Origin of the sequence: Chryseobacterium carnipullorum, from assembly GCF_003815695.1 — a bacterium.
Lineage (GTDB): Bacteria > Bacteroidota > Bacteroidia > Flavobacteriales > Weeksellaceae > Chryseobacterium > Chryseobacterium carnipullorum.
This window is the reverse complement of record NZ_CP033920.1, coordinates 119,885-135,032: the sequence shown is the minus strand read 5'-3', so window position 1 is coordinate 135,032 and position 15,148 is coordinate 119,885. Positions and strand designations below refer to the sequence as shown.

Genomic DNA, 15,148 nt, shown 5'->3' with positions numbered 1-15,148 from the left:
AAAAAATAAAAATTGTATCATAAAGGTATCAGTGATTACAACTTACGATTTTTGGGCAGGTAGGTATTAATGCTAAACACTATGTCTTTGAAAAAAAAAACTATTCCAAAAATTTCTCAATTATTAAACTACATTTCGTCATGGGGAATCAATGAAAATGCGAACGAATTTGAAAAAAACTTTACAGTACTCATCAACCAGCATTTGGTATTACTGTTCTTTATTTTCTTTTTTCACAGTATTTCTATTATTTTATTTTTAGAAATAACGATAGACAGCATTTTTTTAGGCTGCATTTCCTTTTTATGGCTATTATTAATGCTTTTAAAAGAGTACAGGAAGAATAAAGAAATTTTATTCTTTGTTTTTATCTTTTTGTGTCTTGTCATTACCTACTACTCTTCATATTGCGGGCAGGAAAGCGGAGTTTTTTTGTTTTATTTTCCCCTTCTCTCTGCCTTGGCATTTTTTTTCGAGATTAAAAAAGACAGGAATGTTGTTTATTTTATAGCTTGTTTTATCCTCGCGAGCTTGTACATCACAATTGTCTATGACTTTCGATTGGTTGAGCCAAATTCAATGATTATTTGTAACGGATATGAAAAAAAATTGATGATTTTAAATGTGACCTTTAGTTTATTGGTTTTTGTAGCTGACTATTACTTTATAGAGCGTAAAAGATCTATTATTTTTATACTTCATTCTCAAAACGAAGTTAATATCAATACCATTAAGTCCTTACAGACAGAAAACGAAAGATTGCTCAAAAATCAGTTCATAGCCAATAATCTCACAGAAGAGAACATCAATGAGATTATGAAGCTCGCCCAAAAAGATGATCCTTTTTTCTTAGATAAGTTTCAATTTTTTTTCCCGGATTTCTTTTCCAGACTGGATCATATCGGATCCAAACTCATTTTATCGGATCAGCATTTGTGTGCGATGATGAGATTAAATCTGGATACCAAGCAAATAGCAACCTATACGAATACAACGATCAAGTCTGTGGAAAGTAAAAAGTACAGATTAAGGAAAAAATTGAATATTCCTTCTGATATAGAAATAACTCAGTGGATTTTAAGTATTTAAGAGTTTCCCCTTATTTTTTTATATCTCAATTTCGTGAGTTTTTACCCTTGCGAGTGTTGATGAGGGTGGTTTTTGTTGCAAAAAAAATGAATTAGAAACAATTTTGCAATGATAAAAAAACACACCACCAAATGATGAATCTTCAAAATAATACACGCATCCATTGTATCAACTGACAGGAATTCTTGATATAGGGTAGATAGTCTATACCTGTAAAAGTATTTCACGCCCTTCTATCTTCATTAAAAGATGGAAGGTGATGACTCTTTCGTTAGAAAAATTAATTTCAAAATAAACGAAACCTTTCGAAAAAATAAAGCCCTCATTTTTGAAAGGTTTCCTATCAGGCAATGACACAAAAACAAATGATGAAAATTTTTTTTCCCGGATACTTTCCTGTCATCGGAAAGTGTCTGGGAATTTTTTGTTTATTTTTTTGTTTTACAGCATTCTATACACAGACATTAATGGATAAAGAGGGTTCTCTGCACGTGAATACGGGAACATTATTGCATAGAGAAAGAGACTCTTCTTCTACATGGTGTGATGATAAGAATGCTGTTGTTTTTATTGATGATAAGGCAAAAGTCTATGGTATAATTTATATTAGTGATTCTCACTCCATCGTGCAGCAAAAAAGCGACACGATGAATACCAAACTAAGTTTAAATAAGAACTCTGCAAAAAAACTATCTGCCGGTAGACTGGAATTTCATTCTCCAATTCATCCTGCTGAAAAGAAGGCTTCTTCCGCTGAATATGTCTTACCGCCAAACTCCAGTGAGTATTTTACTGCAAGTAACCATGGTAATCATACAGCTGTATTTCCTTTCAGTAATATCAATATAAAAACAGCGGTAACTGTGCTTTTAAATTTTAATATTCTAAAGGATTTTTCGTTGGAAAAGTCATTAGAAAAAGAATATGCTATTGTATTTATTTATAGTTTAATTATTGATAATCAAAAAGTAAGGCCGCCTCCCTTCCTGATAATGTAAATACTAAAACTTTACCAGAAAGTACAGGATTCAGTAGAGAATATGGATGAGGTGTCATAAGATCCATAGATCTGTACTTATTGCTGCAAATCATCCTATCAGAAAATAACATCCATACTGAAAAGATCTGTACATTTTTAAAATTCACAAAAAACCTGTCACTACGATGCCAGGTAATTTATATGATCAATTAAAAAAACATTATGATGAAACATTTTATTGCATTTTTCGCACTTATGACCAGCTCATTGATTTTTGGGCAGGTAGGTATCAATACTTCAAAACCTAATCCGAAATCCGGTTTACACGTATCTGAAAGGAATGACCCTTCAAGCACTGCCGCACCGGACCGATTTAACGGACTTATTATACAACGGTATACCACAGCTGAAAGAGCTACAATTGCACCTGGTGCTGCTGAAAATGGTTTAACCATCTACAACACCAGTACCAGCTGTTACAATGTCTGGAATTGGAATTCCGGAACGGGAACGGGAAGCTGGACTGCGCTTTGTGGTGAAAAGCAGGGACTTGTAGAATTTATTGACTGTAATTCTATAAAAGTTGTGGGTAAATATGTGACGGACAAACCTCTTAGTGTACAGACCGTTCATATTGAGGTGCCGGTGAAGGTAACCCAACTGGGAAGTTATTCATATACCACAAATACGGTTAATGGTGTTACATTCACAGCTCAAGGGACTTTTGTGAATTTAGGGCCTCAAACGGTAAACCTTTATCCTACAGCTATCACAGCAACTCCAGCAGGTGGAGTTTTCAATTATTCTGTAACGGTATCTCCCACAGCAGCTGGCTCGTCAGGGATTATCTGTAACAATGTTCCTGTTTCATTTATTAACAGAGCAGGTGCTACTATGAAAATAGTAAATGTGTCTGGTTCTGACGGATCATCACTAGTTACAGGGACTAATTCATCAGGATTGGTATATCAGTGGTTAACCGGAATAAATACCATTGGGGCGTCTAATTCTGCTCTCTCTTATTCCGGAACAGCAGATATTCAGATTGTAAATGTCAGTTTGAATAGTTTGGCAGCATTAGAGGATGCATTGGAAGGTGCTTCGGGGATTACTGTTGGTGCCAATAACGGCATCAGTGCTGGTTTTGCTAACGTTATCAAAGAATGGAATGAATCTACTGGAGGTTTTATCATCAATTATGCAGACTCTGTAAGTGAATCAGGTCTGGCAGATGTACTGAAATTTTATGTAGAAAATGGAAGTACTACAGATGGTATATTGAATACAAATGTAAATAGTCTCCCACAGATCTTCAGTACAGGACAGCCATTTAATATCTCTTCTGGATTAAATATAGGGTATGACGGCGCTAATGCCGGACAGATTTCCACAAGTCAAGGGACCAATTTTATCAATGTAGGGACAAGAAGAGGAGGAGTAATAGATCTTACCCGAAATATAATCATGTTTGGAGATAAATTCGGAGATGGTCCGGCAACTTCAACAGGACCGAAGCAAAATTTTGCAAGAGTTTTGTGTGATGTCTTTGCCTATTTCATAAAAGAAGCCCCGGTATATTAAATCAATGATCTCCCATATCTGACGATAAAGTATGGAATGATCATAACAAATGGGCTATGCTCCTGTAAATTTTGAGCTGCCTTCAAAACAGGCAGCTCTTTTTATAAATAAAAAAATAAAATGAAAAAAATTCTAATATCAGCAATATTTCTTCCCTTCGCGCTATCTGCCCAAAACATTTTTCAGATGGAGGTTTCTGCCCAAAATAACGATGTAGAAGTAAGGGCAAATCATACGGTAGATTTCGGAAGTTCCGATTTGGAGCTTTCAGGGAAAGAAGGTACCATTTCTCAGGAAACCTATTTAAGATTTGAAGGGGTTTCATTACCTTCAGATGCCGTCATCAATAATGCCTATCTAATATTCTATGGTGATGAACCAAGCAGTACCCCAACAGTTATAAAAATTACGGGGGAAACAGGAAGTTCTTTGGTTTATCCTTTATCTACTGCGGCCACTACAGGACTGAATATAAAGTCCAGAAACTATACTACCACGTTTGCCGAATGGACAACCGCAGGCTGTGTTGCCAATCAGAAATATCAGTCGCCGGATCTTAAAAGTGTTCTTCAGGAAATGTTTCCCAATGGAATCAGTAATGCGAATCTTGCATTTAGGTTACAGGGAAATGAGCAAGGTGCCTTTACGGTAAGATCTTTCTCAAATACTAATTACAGACCAAAGCTGGTCATTGATTACTGGTCTATGCAGGGCAGTTTATCAGCTGTAGTAACTGCCAATAATGATGATGGATGGGAAAATACATCTGGAGGGGTTAATTTAGGAACAGATTACCTGATACTTGGTGGAAGATCGGATATGAAACAGCATGCAGTCCGATTCCAAAATGTTCAGATTCCTGCAGATGCCCAAATTACAGATGCCTATATCGAGTTTTACTCATACGGAACAAGTCAGGCTGGAAATATGGATATTTATTCTGAAATCGGAACCTCGAATGCTTATACAACTGCTGCTAAAAATATAACTTCAAGAGAGCGTTCTGTTAACAAAGTTAATTGGGAAACCACAGCCTGGACCTCAGGGAATACCAAAAACCGTACGCCTAATCTTAAAAATATTATTGAGGAAAACAGGCTGAGTGGATGGCAGTCCGGAAGTAGCCTTGCTTTTCAGTTTAATGGATTGGGAACGAATAGCGGAGCACTGGCCCGCTCGTATGAAGGGGGGGACAATTACCGCCCGAAGCTGGTTGTAGAATATTTAAATAACGGGCTGGGTGCATCTATTGAAGGAGCAGTAACTGATCCTGCTTTAATGGATCAGCTTTATATCAATGAAGTGTCTTCTCAGGGAACCGTTACCCAAGGTGAAGACTGGATAGAATTGTATAATAACAGCAATGATAATCTGCACATAAAAGGCGGCGTCTATCTGTCTAATAAAAATTCGGACAAAACATTGCATGAGCTTAAAAATATTTTTATTCCGGCTCATGGATACGCTGTTTTTCAGGCAGATAAAAAGCCGGCGGAAGGAAATCATCATCTGAATTTTGATCTCAAAAATTCCGGAGCGACCCTTTATCTTTCCAGGAAAGTGGCTGAAAACATTATTTCTCAGAATGAACTTACGTATGGAAGTTTACCTTTTAATCAGTCTGTAGGAAGACTACCGGATGGAGCAGGAAGCCTTGTCAACTTTATTGTACCGACTTACAAAGAAACCAATTCCAATGGAAAACAAAAATTGGATCTTGCTTTCAGTAAGGAAAGAGGAATCTATCCGTCAGGTTTTGATTTGACAATTTCTGCACCTGCAGGGACAACCGTTAAGTACACACTTGATGGGAAATACCCTTCAGAAACCATAGGTTCGGTTTATTCTGCCCCAATTACTATAAGCAAATCATCTGTTGTTAAAGTATATGCTTATAACACGACAGGTAATTCAGGGGTTGTGGCGCATACTTATGTCCTGCAAAACAATTATGGGAATGAAAACACCAGTGTAGGGTATAATCAATGGTTATATAAGTCTACTATTACAGCAGAAGAATATGCTCAGGCGATCGCTCAGATACCTGTTGTTTCGGTTTCTACCAATACAGAACCGAGTGCTAACTGGGTAGAAGGGTCATTCGAGTATATTGATAATAACGTATACAGCGGAAGATCTAATTTTTTCAGTAATTCCATGACAAGGAAGTTCGGACAGGAAAGTTTAGGTTTCTACAATCCTAATCTTACCGTCAAATTCAATTCTGATGCGAAGGTGAAAAAAGCTAATTACCCTTTCTTCGACAACTATCCCGGCGATGCTTTTGAGGTTCCTGAAAAAATTCACAATATCGAATTAAAACAGGGCCAGGACAATGCAACAAGAAATGTATTCAACATTGGATATATGCGCTTCAGTGAAAAAATAACGATGAATCTGCAGAAGGAAATGGGGAAATATGCATTGGATACCCGTTATGTCAATTTGTTCATCAATGGCAGATACCGTGGATTAAAAACGCTGCGCAATGATTTTGGAACCAAGAATATTGAAGAACTATTTGGCGATGATGACAGCAATTACACTAAAATAACTCTTCAGGATGGATCTTTTACCAACGGTATTGTAGAAACAGGAGATGGAAGTCCTGCGGTATGGAATGCTATAAAAACTGCCGCCACGACCAAGAACTTTCAGCAGTTTAAAAATCTTGTCGATATCGATGATTTCATCAAATTCCAGATCATGTTTATGTTTATCGATTGTGAAAACGAAGCAGAGGCAATCACTCATAATACGGATGCTAATATCATGAAAGCCAAATTCATGATCAATGATACGGACGGAGCCTTTTTCGGAGGATTAACTGCTTCATCATCTACCATAGCACTGAATCCAATAGGATTTGCTGGCGGTGGCGGAAATTATAAATTTAAATGGCAGGGGACCATCAGCAGAAATGGTGCGGGCCAGCTTTTTGGCCAGTTTATGGGTTCAAATACCAATATTTCTACAGGAAATCTTGAATTTAAAACGCTGGTTAAAGATGCTGTGTTGAGGAATATTGGTCCGGCTTCCGGTACTTTCTCCGGAGCAGACGGAGCTCCATTGTCTGTATTGAATGTGCAGAATAAAATCACCGCAACGGTCAACGAACTGGAGAAAGTGTATAAACTGGATGCCGCCTACATGGGCTACACGGGCAATGTCTACCAGCAGTGGAAAAATACAGACTATCCTCGTATTCTTGCTCAGGTTCCTGAAAGAGTAGGATTTACTTTGAAAAAATGGCTTGAATTTAATATGGCACATACGCTTTCTGCGGTGAGTATTATTTCTCCAAACGTTTTAACAGATACGGATACCATTCAAATAGATAATCCCAATTCCGGAACAGCGCTTTATTATACCTTAAACGGAACCGATCCAATGGGGAATGATGGGGTTGTTTCCTCAGATGCCCATTTATATAACGGAACATTTTCGTTACCTGCCGGAAGCTATACTATTGCAACACGTGCATTCGTAACCAATAACTGGGGACCGCTGGTTTCAAAGGCAATAAAAGTTGATGCACAACAGGCTGGTCAATTTCTCATTACAGGAATCAATTATAAACCGTTATCTAATGGAGATGCTGAATTTATATTAGTTTCAAATCCTGGCAATGCAGATTTAGATATTTCAGGTTATAGTATTTCTGATGCTGTGAATTATACTTTCCCTCAAGGAACACTCATCGCAAAAAATCAAACTATTATGCTTGCGAAAAACCTGTCATTGATTTCAGGATTTGATCAATATGCTAAATACCAGTGGACCAGCGGCAGTCTTAACAATTCCGGAGAATCTATGACTTTTAAAGACAGTTCAGGAAATATTGTAGATTATGTTTCTTACATGAATGTTTCCCCATGGCCGGTGGAAGCCAATGGGCAGGAATATTATCTGAAACTTATGGCTTCCGATCTTGATAATACCCTGCCTGAAAATTGGGAAGCCCAATCACTGACATTTTCAAAGGCAAAAATGAGTTCTTCAAAAGAAGCTGAAGAGGGAAATATCACTTTAAAAAGTGTGAAAATTTATCCTAATCCTGTAAAAGATGTACTGTTTATCAGTCTTAATGAAAAAGCTGTGATCACAGTCTATACAGCCGGCGGACAGCTGATTGAAACAAAATCTCTGAATGAAGGAGATCGTAGCCTGAATGTCTCATCCTGGAGCAAAGGGATTTATCTGATTCATGTTTCCGGACAAAAAGAGACAAAGACCTATAAAGTAATGAAAGAATAATCAAATTAAAAAAACAGGCCCCCCGGATTAAATAATATATACACAAATGATGGGAGAGAGCTCCAAAAGGGGGCTTGTTTTATTGTCTGAAGACCAGATCACTTACTATTATGAATACAATTTATTTTAAAAAAGAATTACATCATGGGCATTAATTTTAAAAATATACATATTGGAAATTTGATACAGCAAAAAGTAAAAGAGGACCAAATAGAAATGTTACGCATTTGCAATTTTATGAAACGATCTGAAGAAGAAATATTGAATATGTTTACCCTTGAAAATCTTAGTTCTGAAATTCTATTAAGATGGAGTAAACTTTTGAAATATGATTTATTCAGGCTTTATTCACAACATTTAATATTGTATTCTCCTGCTGCCAATATGCCTTCAAAGAATGAGGAAAGCCATCTTCCTGTATTCAGGAAACGTATCTATGCAAAAGAAATCATAGACTTTATTTTGGAATTAATTAATACTGAAGAAAAAACAAAGCAGCAGGTTATTGAAGAATATAATATCCCAAAAACAACTTTATACAAATGGATTGCTAAACAGGAGCAGGTCAATTCAAAATACTAAGAAATAAAACACAAAAACTAAATGATAAAATATGAGCTTACCCAACTATAATAAAATTTATAATGATCTCATTGAAAGAAAATTTCCTGAAAAAAAAGAAAAATGGGCTCATTTACTTTCAAAAGAAATCAAGAACTCTCTTGAACTGATCAAGATTAATAATATCATTTTTAATCACCAAAATAAAGAAACTGATTTTTTAAATCAAAGGCTGCGCTCTTATGACGAAGAAAGTATTAAAAAGATTTTACAGTATCAGATATCGAATAGGCTTAATAATCAGCAGACGGCTAATGTATTTAAACTTAGTAGAAATACAGTGGCGAAATGGAAAAGAATATTTGCTGAATCCTGAGGTCAGCAATCTGTAAAATGAAAATCGAATACTACACAAAAGCGTATGTCCTACTTTTGTTATCATGGAATTCAAAGATTGAAATAAAATAAATCTTTGAAAATAATTGAAAAGAACAAGCCTTTCAGATTTCTGAAAGGCTTGTTTATCGTTGTTATTTCGTTAAATCTAATCCGCCAAAGTTACCCGAACTCATCATGAGGAAAACCCCATTTTTTTTGTCCAGAGTTTCCCAATACGCATGAAGTTCTTCCGCATTGGTCAATACTCTTAATCCTTCATTTTTAAATTTCTCTTTGATCAGTTCTGGAGAAATAGGATCCATTCTTTTAATTTTTAAAGCATCCTCAGAATAGAAAACGATGGCTTCATCCAAACCGTCCATGGCGTGGTCGTACTGTTCAAGAAAAGCAGGATTTAAACTTGAATAGGTATGGAGTTCCAGAAAACCATATTTTTTTTCCTTTTTAAACTGTTCACAGAAAGCTTTTACCGCCGCCTTCACTTTACTCGGGGCGTGAGCAAAATCTTTATAAAGCGTTCCCTGATCTTCTCTTTCCACTTTTTCAAGACGCTTGGAAGCACCTTTGAAACTCATAATCGCTTCGTAGAAATCTTCATCCATAATTCCCAGCTGACGGCATATATGTCTTGCCCCTTCCATATTCAATAGGTTATGGGCTCCAAAAACAGAAAGAGGAACATCTCCCATTTCAGTTTTCAGATAAACTTTTCCGTTACTGATCTCATATTCAGGAGTTTTGTAAGGGATTTTTCTGAAGTAATTTTCAGCTGCTTCCACTACCTTTACTACTTCTGCATCTTCTTCATTGTATACCAGAACACCACCGGGAGTGATGCTTGCTACAAATTTTCTGAACTGATCAATATAATCATCAAAAGTTTTGAATACATTGATGTGATCCCATGCGATACCGCTCATTAAAGCGATATTCGGTTGGTACAGAAGAAACTTTGAACGCAGATCGATAGGAGAGGAAAGGTATTCATCACCTTCCAGGACCATGAAGTCGTTGTCCTCAGTTAGTTTTACCATGCAGTCGAAACCTTCCAGCTGTGCACCCACCATAAAATCTACCTCTTTCTGGTGAAAGTTCAAAACATGAAGAATCATTGACGTAATCGTTGTTTTACCGTGAGAACCCGCGATTACTACCCTTGTTTTGTTTTTTGACTGTTCGTAAAGAAATTCAGGATATGAATAAATTTTTAAACCCAGCTCTTTTGCTCTTGCCAGTTCAGGATTGTCCTGATGTGCATGCATTCCAAGGATAATAGCATCAATATCCGAAGTGATCTTTTCCGGGAACCAGCCCATTTCCTGAGGCAGAATTCCTTTCTTTTCCAATCTGGATTTTGAGGGTTCAAAAATAGTATCATCTGAACCTGTAACCTGATATCCTTTATCTTTTAACGCAATAGCAAGATTATGCATGGCGCTTCCGCCGATAGCAATGAAGTGGGTTTTCAACTTTATTTATTGTTTTTTACATTGTTAGTAATGATCTCCTGGAAAGCACTCAGAATGTTGGCCCAGTTTGTGGTAAAATTAGGCATTACCATGCTGGCATCTGTTTTACTTCCTTCATTGGGCCCCTTCTTTATATTGATAGAAGTGGTAATGTTGTCATACAGCTTTTTACGATCTTCCTCTATTCTTCTGAAGTTGTTTTGGGAAAGGGTCTGATCCAGTTTTTTTAAATCTTCATTCGAGATTTTAAAATCCTGTTTATGCTTTTTACCTTGTCCTTCAAATGAATAATGTGCATTATTACCTTTGATCAGAAGATTCTCATAGATGGGGCTCATGCCTCCGTTTCTGGAATAGCTGATATCAAAATCTGAATATACTTTCTGGCTGTTACACGAAACTAATACTATGACCGCGAATAAGATCCCTAATATTTTGTTCATAATTTTACTTACTTTAATGATTTGAATCCTTTTGTTCTAATTTTTTAGCTTTAAGTTCTTCATCATAATTGTGTAGTACATTGAAATCTTCTGTCTGCTCAATGGCAGTCATGATTTTCAATAAAATTTCGGGTGCTTTTTCGTTGTCGTAATCTATATCCAGAGGTGGTTTGAACTCCATGGTAGGTTTTACGCCTGTTACCTTTACCCGGAGACCTTTCTTGTCAAATGCCCGTCTGAAACCATTGATTTTGATAGGGATCACGATAGGGCGTTGGTTTTTAACCAGTTTGGCAGTTCCTCTTCGTCCTTGAGCAAAGGCAGAAGTAGTACCTTGAGGGAAAGTAGCTACCCAGCCGTTGTCTAAGGCTTTCATAATATTGTCAACTTCGGTAAGATCTACCATTCTGTTGACATTTTTACCTTCTGCTCTCCAGGTTCTTTTTACAGTTACCGCACCGGCGATCTTGAAGATCTTCGGAAGAATCCCTTTATTCATGGTTTCTTCTGCCGCTACATAGTAAAAATCGATCTTGGGATTAAGCAGGTAGATCGGATTTTTGATCGTGTTCAGATATCCGTTGTTTACAGCACAGAACGCATGATACATTGCTGCTACATCTGCAAAGTAGGTCTGATGGTTACATACAAAAAGCACGTTGGAATCGGGGAGATCCACAAGATGTTCCGTACCGGTTATCTTCAGTTTATTAAAGCCGTTGAACCTTCTGTAGGATACAATTCCTAAAATAAAAATGATAAACCTTTTTAAAAAATAAGGTGTTCCGAATGCATCGGTGAAAATATTTTTCTTCGCCATTTCTCTATTAAACACGGTAGTGCAAAGTTACATTTTTTTCAACAACTGGCTAAACTCGCTCAATATCATTGCTGTAGCACCCCAGATAATATATCCGTTGAAATTAATGACAGGGACTTCATGACCTGCGGTACTAGGAAGTTCCATCATTTCAGGATTATCCGGAAGACTGAGGAAAGAAGTGATCGGAAATTCTATAGTTTCTACGGCCTCGCTCTGCTGAAGAACAAACAATGGGTTCTTTTTAGTATACGAAATGTACGGGTATACATAAAAATTACTCGGTGGAACATAGATGGGAGACATTTCCCTGATGACTCTCATATAATGTTTATCTATTCCTATCTCTTCCGAAGTTTCACGTACTGCCGTCTCAGCGAAATCCTTGTCCAGTTCTTCACGCTTGCCACCCGGCAGTGAGATCTGTCCGCTGTGTCTGTCGTGTTCATTGATCGTTCTCTGGATCAGTGGGAAATACCATTCATTGTCTTTTAGATATAGGACAATATTAACCGCTGCAAATTTTGGATTTTTTGCCAGTATTTCATCATAGGTAAATACAGGACGGGAAGGTGGCGAAAATACTCCATGAGCATTGACTCCTGGCAGTTCTACGTTTGTAATTTTCCTCAATAAATCTTTTCCAAAACTTTCCATACTTCAAATTTAGCAATATATACTGAAGAAAAGAATAGGCGTTAACATTAATTAACCATTGAGAAAGATTTAAAGATTCAAAGATTTACAAATTCAAGGTTCAGAAAATGAATATTATTCTTATTTTTTGAAATTAGAGTTATTTGATGTATTTATTTGTTAATCAATATGATATTGTACCGTATTTTTACGTAACTGAAACACGTTACACTGACAAAACGGTAAACAGTTACATCCGGAACGGTAAACAGTGATTTTTAAAATTTACACTTTATCAGTGGTTTCTCGCTTAGGTTTAGCTTATACCTTTGTCATACTATTAACCAATTAATTTTTATCCAAATGAAAAACTTTATCACAGGTGTGTTTACACTAATGGCCATGAGTTTCAGCTTCGCACAATCAAATATTGATCTTACTGCCCAGATTGGAAACTTGAATGTTGCTACTGTTGATCAGACAGGTCTTTTGAATATCAACTCTTTGACACAGGATGGAAACCGTAATACGGCAGATATTGATCAGGTAGGTGTTTTGAATAGTAATACCGCTGAAAGTATGGGAAACAGAAACTCAATTGACGTAGATCAAACGGGTCTTGGCAATACAAATGAGGTGAGCCAGACAGGAAACAGAAACTCTGCAGTAACCTGGCAGCTTGGTGCCTTTAACTCTACAGAACAAACTCAGATCGGAAGAAGAAACGAAACCTCTTCTATACAGTTGGGTGTAGGAAACACAGTGGTACAATATCAGGATGGAAGAAGAAATGATGCTTCTGCAATTCAGTTAGGTGACGGTAACGATGCTTATCAGGTTCAGCTTGGACGAAGAAATGAGGCAAGCGGTCTTCAGGTAGGTAATGACAACCTTTTAGTACAATATCAGGATGGCAATGATAACAGTGCTACTCATGATCAGGCTGGTAACAACAATATCGCCGCTTCTGTTCAGATGGGAGATGATAATACAGCTATAGGAGCACAGGTGGGAAATGGTAACCAGCTTTATCAGCTTCAACTGGGAGACTCCAATACAGCTGTTGATGTTCAGATGGGTAACAATAACTTTACCTGGGTAGCTCAAAGCGGAGACTCCCACATTCACGTAGGAACTCAGATGGGTAACGGAAACTCAATGATAGTCAACCAATCCAATTAATCAATGAACTGTAATCAAAAATAAAAGGAGAAGCTGCGGTTTTCTCCTTTTTTTAAGCTTTAGAATGATCAGCATACCCGGAAACCGTGATTTTACAGATGTACCTGCTGGGTGTGTTTTTCCAGATACTCTATTCATGTACCTTTATTAAAAATTAATGACTATGTTTAAACCGGGGTGGGGTGCCTTTACACTTTTCGCAGTACTGTGCGTACAAGCACAACAGATAGACTGGGACCGGGTCAACAGCAGTACAGTTCTTGATCTTCTTTCAAAACAACAGACAGAGCAGGAACTTTATGGCTCCAATATTATTCAGATAGGCAATCAAAACAACGCGGAACTTTCTCTTAACGCGAAAACCAATATTGCCATCCAACAACTAGGAGATTACAATACCCTTTATTTCATTAATTCATTTACAGATAAAGAAACGAAGACCGCCGTTACTGCACAGGGAAACAACAATATCATTGATATTACCGGAAGCAATACGGTGTCAGATGGAATGAAGATTAATGTAAAAGGTGACAACCAAACGATTTTCATGAGAAATTATTAAAACACACGTGATGAAATTTTTATATTCTTTGAGCTTGTGCACTTTATTTATCTTCCTGTCTGCAATGGTTAAAGGGCAGGAAGATAAAAAAGTGAATGCCAGGATAGAAAGAAGCATTCTCGAAAATCAGATCAGACTGAAAGCTGTGATCACCAACAATACCCAGGTTTACAAAGAACTCAATTATCTGTTAATTTCCATTAAAAAAGGAAAATCAGGAAATCTTTCCAACAATCAGCAGAGCGGAAAATTCTCTATTAATCCTAATGAAGTAAAAGTTTTATCTGAAATCAATGTCAATCTTGAATCCAAAGATGCCCTTAAAGCTTTCCTGTATGTAAGAGATGAAGAAACCCAAAAGCTCATTGCTAAAGACAGCCTGGAAATCAACAACGATCTGTTCAGGAAAAAAACCGCTAAGGCGGAAGAAGATGCGGTATTCGAGCTCAAAGGGCTTACCATTGATGAAACCAAAACAAAGGTAGGAAAAGACTTTTATGACATTTTTTATATGCAGTACAGTCAGATGTCCGATAAAAGCAGTGGGGCAGTTACCATTTCTGAACTTCCCCTGCGCGGCACCAGCGGCCAGATCAGCATTCAGATTGATGACAAAGTGATTTACAGTTTTATGACCAATCCCAACGAAGATTACCTGAATGAACAGCTGGCAGCCACCTTAAAATATATCAAAGAATTTAACGCAAAGAAAAACCTCATCAAAAATGAATTTATGTACTAAAAACGTCCGCCATGAAAACCTTGACCATTATTTTAATCTTTATTGCGGGTATTTTCTCCGGAAAATCTCAGCAGCTTGTTTATAAGCCCATCAATCCGGCATTCGGTGGTGATACTTTTAATTATCAGTGGCTTCTAAGTTCTGCAAATGCGCAGAATCAGTTTGACGAAAAAAAAGATTACAGCAGTTTGCTCGATAATGTTAATTCTCTCGACAGTTTCAGCCAGAGTATCAATCGGCAGGTGCTGAGTGAGCTGTCCAGGAAACTGTTTGAAGATCAGTTTGGGGAAGGGAGTTTAAAACCCGGAAATTATCTTTTCGGATCACTTTATCTCCAGATTACTACAACAGCTCAGGGACTTTTGATCAATATTTTGGATACCAGTTCAGGCGATCAGTCCGAGATCGTGATTCCAAAATAAAAAATA

Annotated in this window: 14 protein-coding genes; 10 read left to right on the top strand and 4 right to left on the bottom strand. The window is 37.1% G+C overall.

Features of this window, described 5'->3' with window-relative positions; translation table 11 throughout:
- The first annotated feature begins 87 nt into the window (after positions 1-87).
- The 6 genes from EG346_RS00610 (at position 88) to EG346_RS00585 (ending at position 8,843) form a co-directional block, all read left to right on the top strand.
- Entirely contained in the window at positions 88-1,089 is a 1,002-nt protein-coding gene (locus EG346_RS00610) for a helix-turn-helix transcriptional regulator (RefSeq protein WP_123876656.1), read from the top strand.
- Between the two features lie 365 nt (positions 1,090-1,454).
- A complete protein-coding gene (locus EG346_RS00605; protein ID WP_123876655.1) occupies positions 1,455-2,087 on the top strand; it encodes a hypothetical protein in 633 nt (210 codons plus the stop codon).
- 203 nt (positions 2,088-2,290) lie between these two features.
- On the top strand, positions 2,291-3,649 hold the full coding sequence (locus EG346_RS00600; RefSeq protein WP_123876654.1) for a phage tail-like protein: 1,359 nt from the start codon (positions 2,291-2,293) through the stop codon (positions 3,647-3,649).
- Positions 3,650-3,769: 120 nt separating this feature from the next.
- Positions 3,770-7,906: a lamin tail domain-containing protein gene (locus tag EG346_RS00595; RefSeq protein WP_123876653.1), complete on the top strand. Its 4,137-nt coding sequence runs from the start codon at positions 3,770-3,772 to the stop codon at positions 7,904-7,906.
- 237 nt (positions 7,907-8,143) lie between these two features.
- Complete coding sequence (locus EG346_RS00590) at positions 8,144-8,488, top strand: hypothetical protein (RefSeq protein WP_317041432.1); 345 nt, start codon at positions 8,144-8,146, stop codon at positions 8,486-8,488.
- 31 nt (positions 8,489-8,519) lie between these two features.
- Entirely contained in the window at positions 8,520-8,843 is a 324-nt protein-coding gene (locus tag EG346_RS00585) for a hypothetical protein (protein WP_073333604.1), read from the top strand.
- A 154-nt stretch (positions 8,844-8,997) separates the two neighbouring features.
- Here the strand turns inward: EG346_RS00585 and EG346_RS00580 are convergent, their stop codons facing one another.
- From EG346_RS00580 to EG346_RS00565, 4 genes are read right to left on the bottom strand one after another with little or no spacing between them, the layout of a single operon-like run.
- The gene (locus EG346_RS00580; protein ID WP_123876652.1) at positions 8,998-10,335 is read right to left on the bottom strand and encodes a UDP-N-acetylmuramate--L-alanine ligase; all 1,338 of its coding nucleotides are present in this window, start codon (positions 10,333-10,335) and stop codon (positions 8,998-9,000) included.
- A gap of 2 nt (positions 10,336-10,337) precedes the next feature.
- Complete coding sequence (locus EG346_RS00575; protein WP_073333609.1) at positions 10,338-10,778, bottom strand: hypothetical protein; 441 nt, start codon at positions 10,776-10,778, stop codon at positions 10,338-10,340.
- A gap of 13 nt (positions 10,779-10,791) precedes the next feature.
- On the bottom strand, positions 10,792-11,598 hold the full coding sequence (locus EG346_RS00570) for a lysophospholipid acyltransferase family protein (RefSeq protein WP_073333612.1): 807 nt from the start codon (positions 11,596-11,598) through the stop codon (positions 10,792-10,794).
- Positions 11,599-11,625: 27 nt separating this feature from the next.
- Positions 11,626-12,255, bottom strand: a complete 630-nt coding sequence (locus tag EG346_RS00565; protein ID WP_073333614.1) for an NUDIX hydrolase — start codon at positions 12,253-12,255, stop codon at positions 11,626-11,628.
- Between the two features lie 342 nt (positions 12,256-12,597).
- On the opposite strand from EG346_RS00565, the gene EG346_RS00560 reads away from it, so the two are divergent.
- The 4 genes from EG346_RS00560 (at position 12,598) to EG346_RS00545 (ending at position 15,142) form a co-directional block, all read left to right on the top strand.
- Positions 12,598-13,416 carry a hypothetical protein gene (locus EG346_RS00560; RefSeq protein WP_073333617.1) on the top strand — a complete coding sequence of 273 codons (819 nt, stop codon included), beginning with the start codon at positions 12,598-12,600 and terminating at the stop codon, positions 13,414-13,416.
- Positions 13,417-13,579: 163 nt separating this feature from the next.
- A complete protein-coding gene (locus EG346_RS00555) occupies positions 13,580-13,978 on the top strand; it encodes a hypothetical protein (RefSeq protein ID WP_073333844.1) in 399 nt (132 codons plus the stop codon).
- Positions 13,979-13,988: 10 nt separating this feature from the next.
- Complete coding sequence (locus EG346_RS00550) at positions 13,989-14,720, top strand: CsgE family curli-type amyloid fiber assembly protein (RefSeq protein ID WP_073333619.1); 732 nt, start codon at positions 13,989-13,991, stop codon at positions 14,718-14,720.
- A gap of 11 nt (positions 14,721-14,731) precedes the next feature.
- Positions 14,732-15,142, top strand: a complete 411-nt coding sequence (locus EG346_RS00545) for a curli production assembly/transport component CsgF (RefSeq protein ID WP_123876651.1) — start codon at positions 14,732-14,734, stop codon at positions 15,140-15,142.
- Positions 15,143-15,148: the final 6 nt, after the last annotated feature.

Bases quoted from the DNA above. Each gene is read 5' to 3' on its own strand.
- EG346_RS00605 (WP_123876655.1), top strand. From the start codon at position 1,455: ATGATGAAAATTTTTTTTCCCGGATACTTTCCTGTCATCGGAAAGTGT.
- EG346_RS00600 (WP_123876654.1), top strand. From the start codon at position 2,291: ATGATGAAACATTTTATTGCATTTTTCGCACTTATGACCAGCTCATTG.
- EG346_RS00595 (WP_123876653.1), top strand. From the start codon at position 3,770: ATGAAAAAAATTCTAATATCAGCAATATTTCTTCCCTTCGCGCTATCT.
- EG346_RS00590 (WP_317041432.1), top strand. From the start codon at position 8,144: ATGAAACGATCTGAAGAAGAAATATTGAATATGTTTACCCTTGAAAAT.
- EG346_RS00585 (WP_073333604.1), top strand. From the start codon at position 8,520: ATGAGCTTACCCAACTATAATAAAATTTATAATGATCTCATTGAAAGA.
- EG346_RS00575 (WP_073333609.1), bottom strand. From the start codon at position 10,778: ATGAACAAAATATTAGGGATCTTATTCGCGGTCATAGTATTAGTTTCG.
- EG346_RS00570 (WP_073333612.1), bottom strand. From the start codon at position 11,598: ATGGCGAAGAAAAATATTTTCACCGATGCATTCGGAACACCTTATTTT.
- EG346_RS00565 (WP_073333614.1), bottom strand. From the start codon at position 12,255: ATGGAAAGTTTTGGAAAAGATTTATTGAGGAAAATTACAAACGTAGAA.
- EG346_RS00560 (WP_073333617.1), top strand. From the start codon at position 12,598: ATGAAAAACTTTATCACAGGTGTGTTTACACTAATGGCCATGAGTTTC.
- EG346_RS00555 (WP_073333844.1), top strand. From the start codon at position 13,580: ATGTTTAAACCGGGGTGGGGTGCCTTTACACTTTTCGCAGTACTGTGC.
- EG346_RS00550 (WP_073333619.1), top strand. From the start codon at position 13,989: ATGAAATTTTTATATTCTTTGAGCTTGTGCACTTTATTTATCTTCCTG.
- EG346_RS00545 (WP_123876651.1), top strand. From the start codon at position 14,732: ATGAAAACCTTGACCATTATTTTAATCTTTATTGCGGGTATTTTCTCC.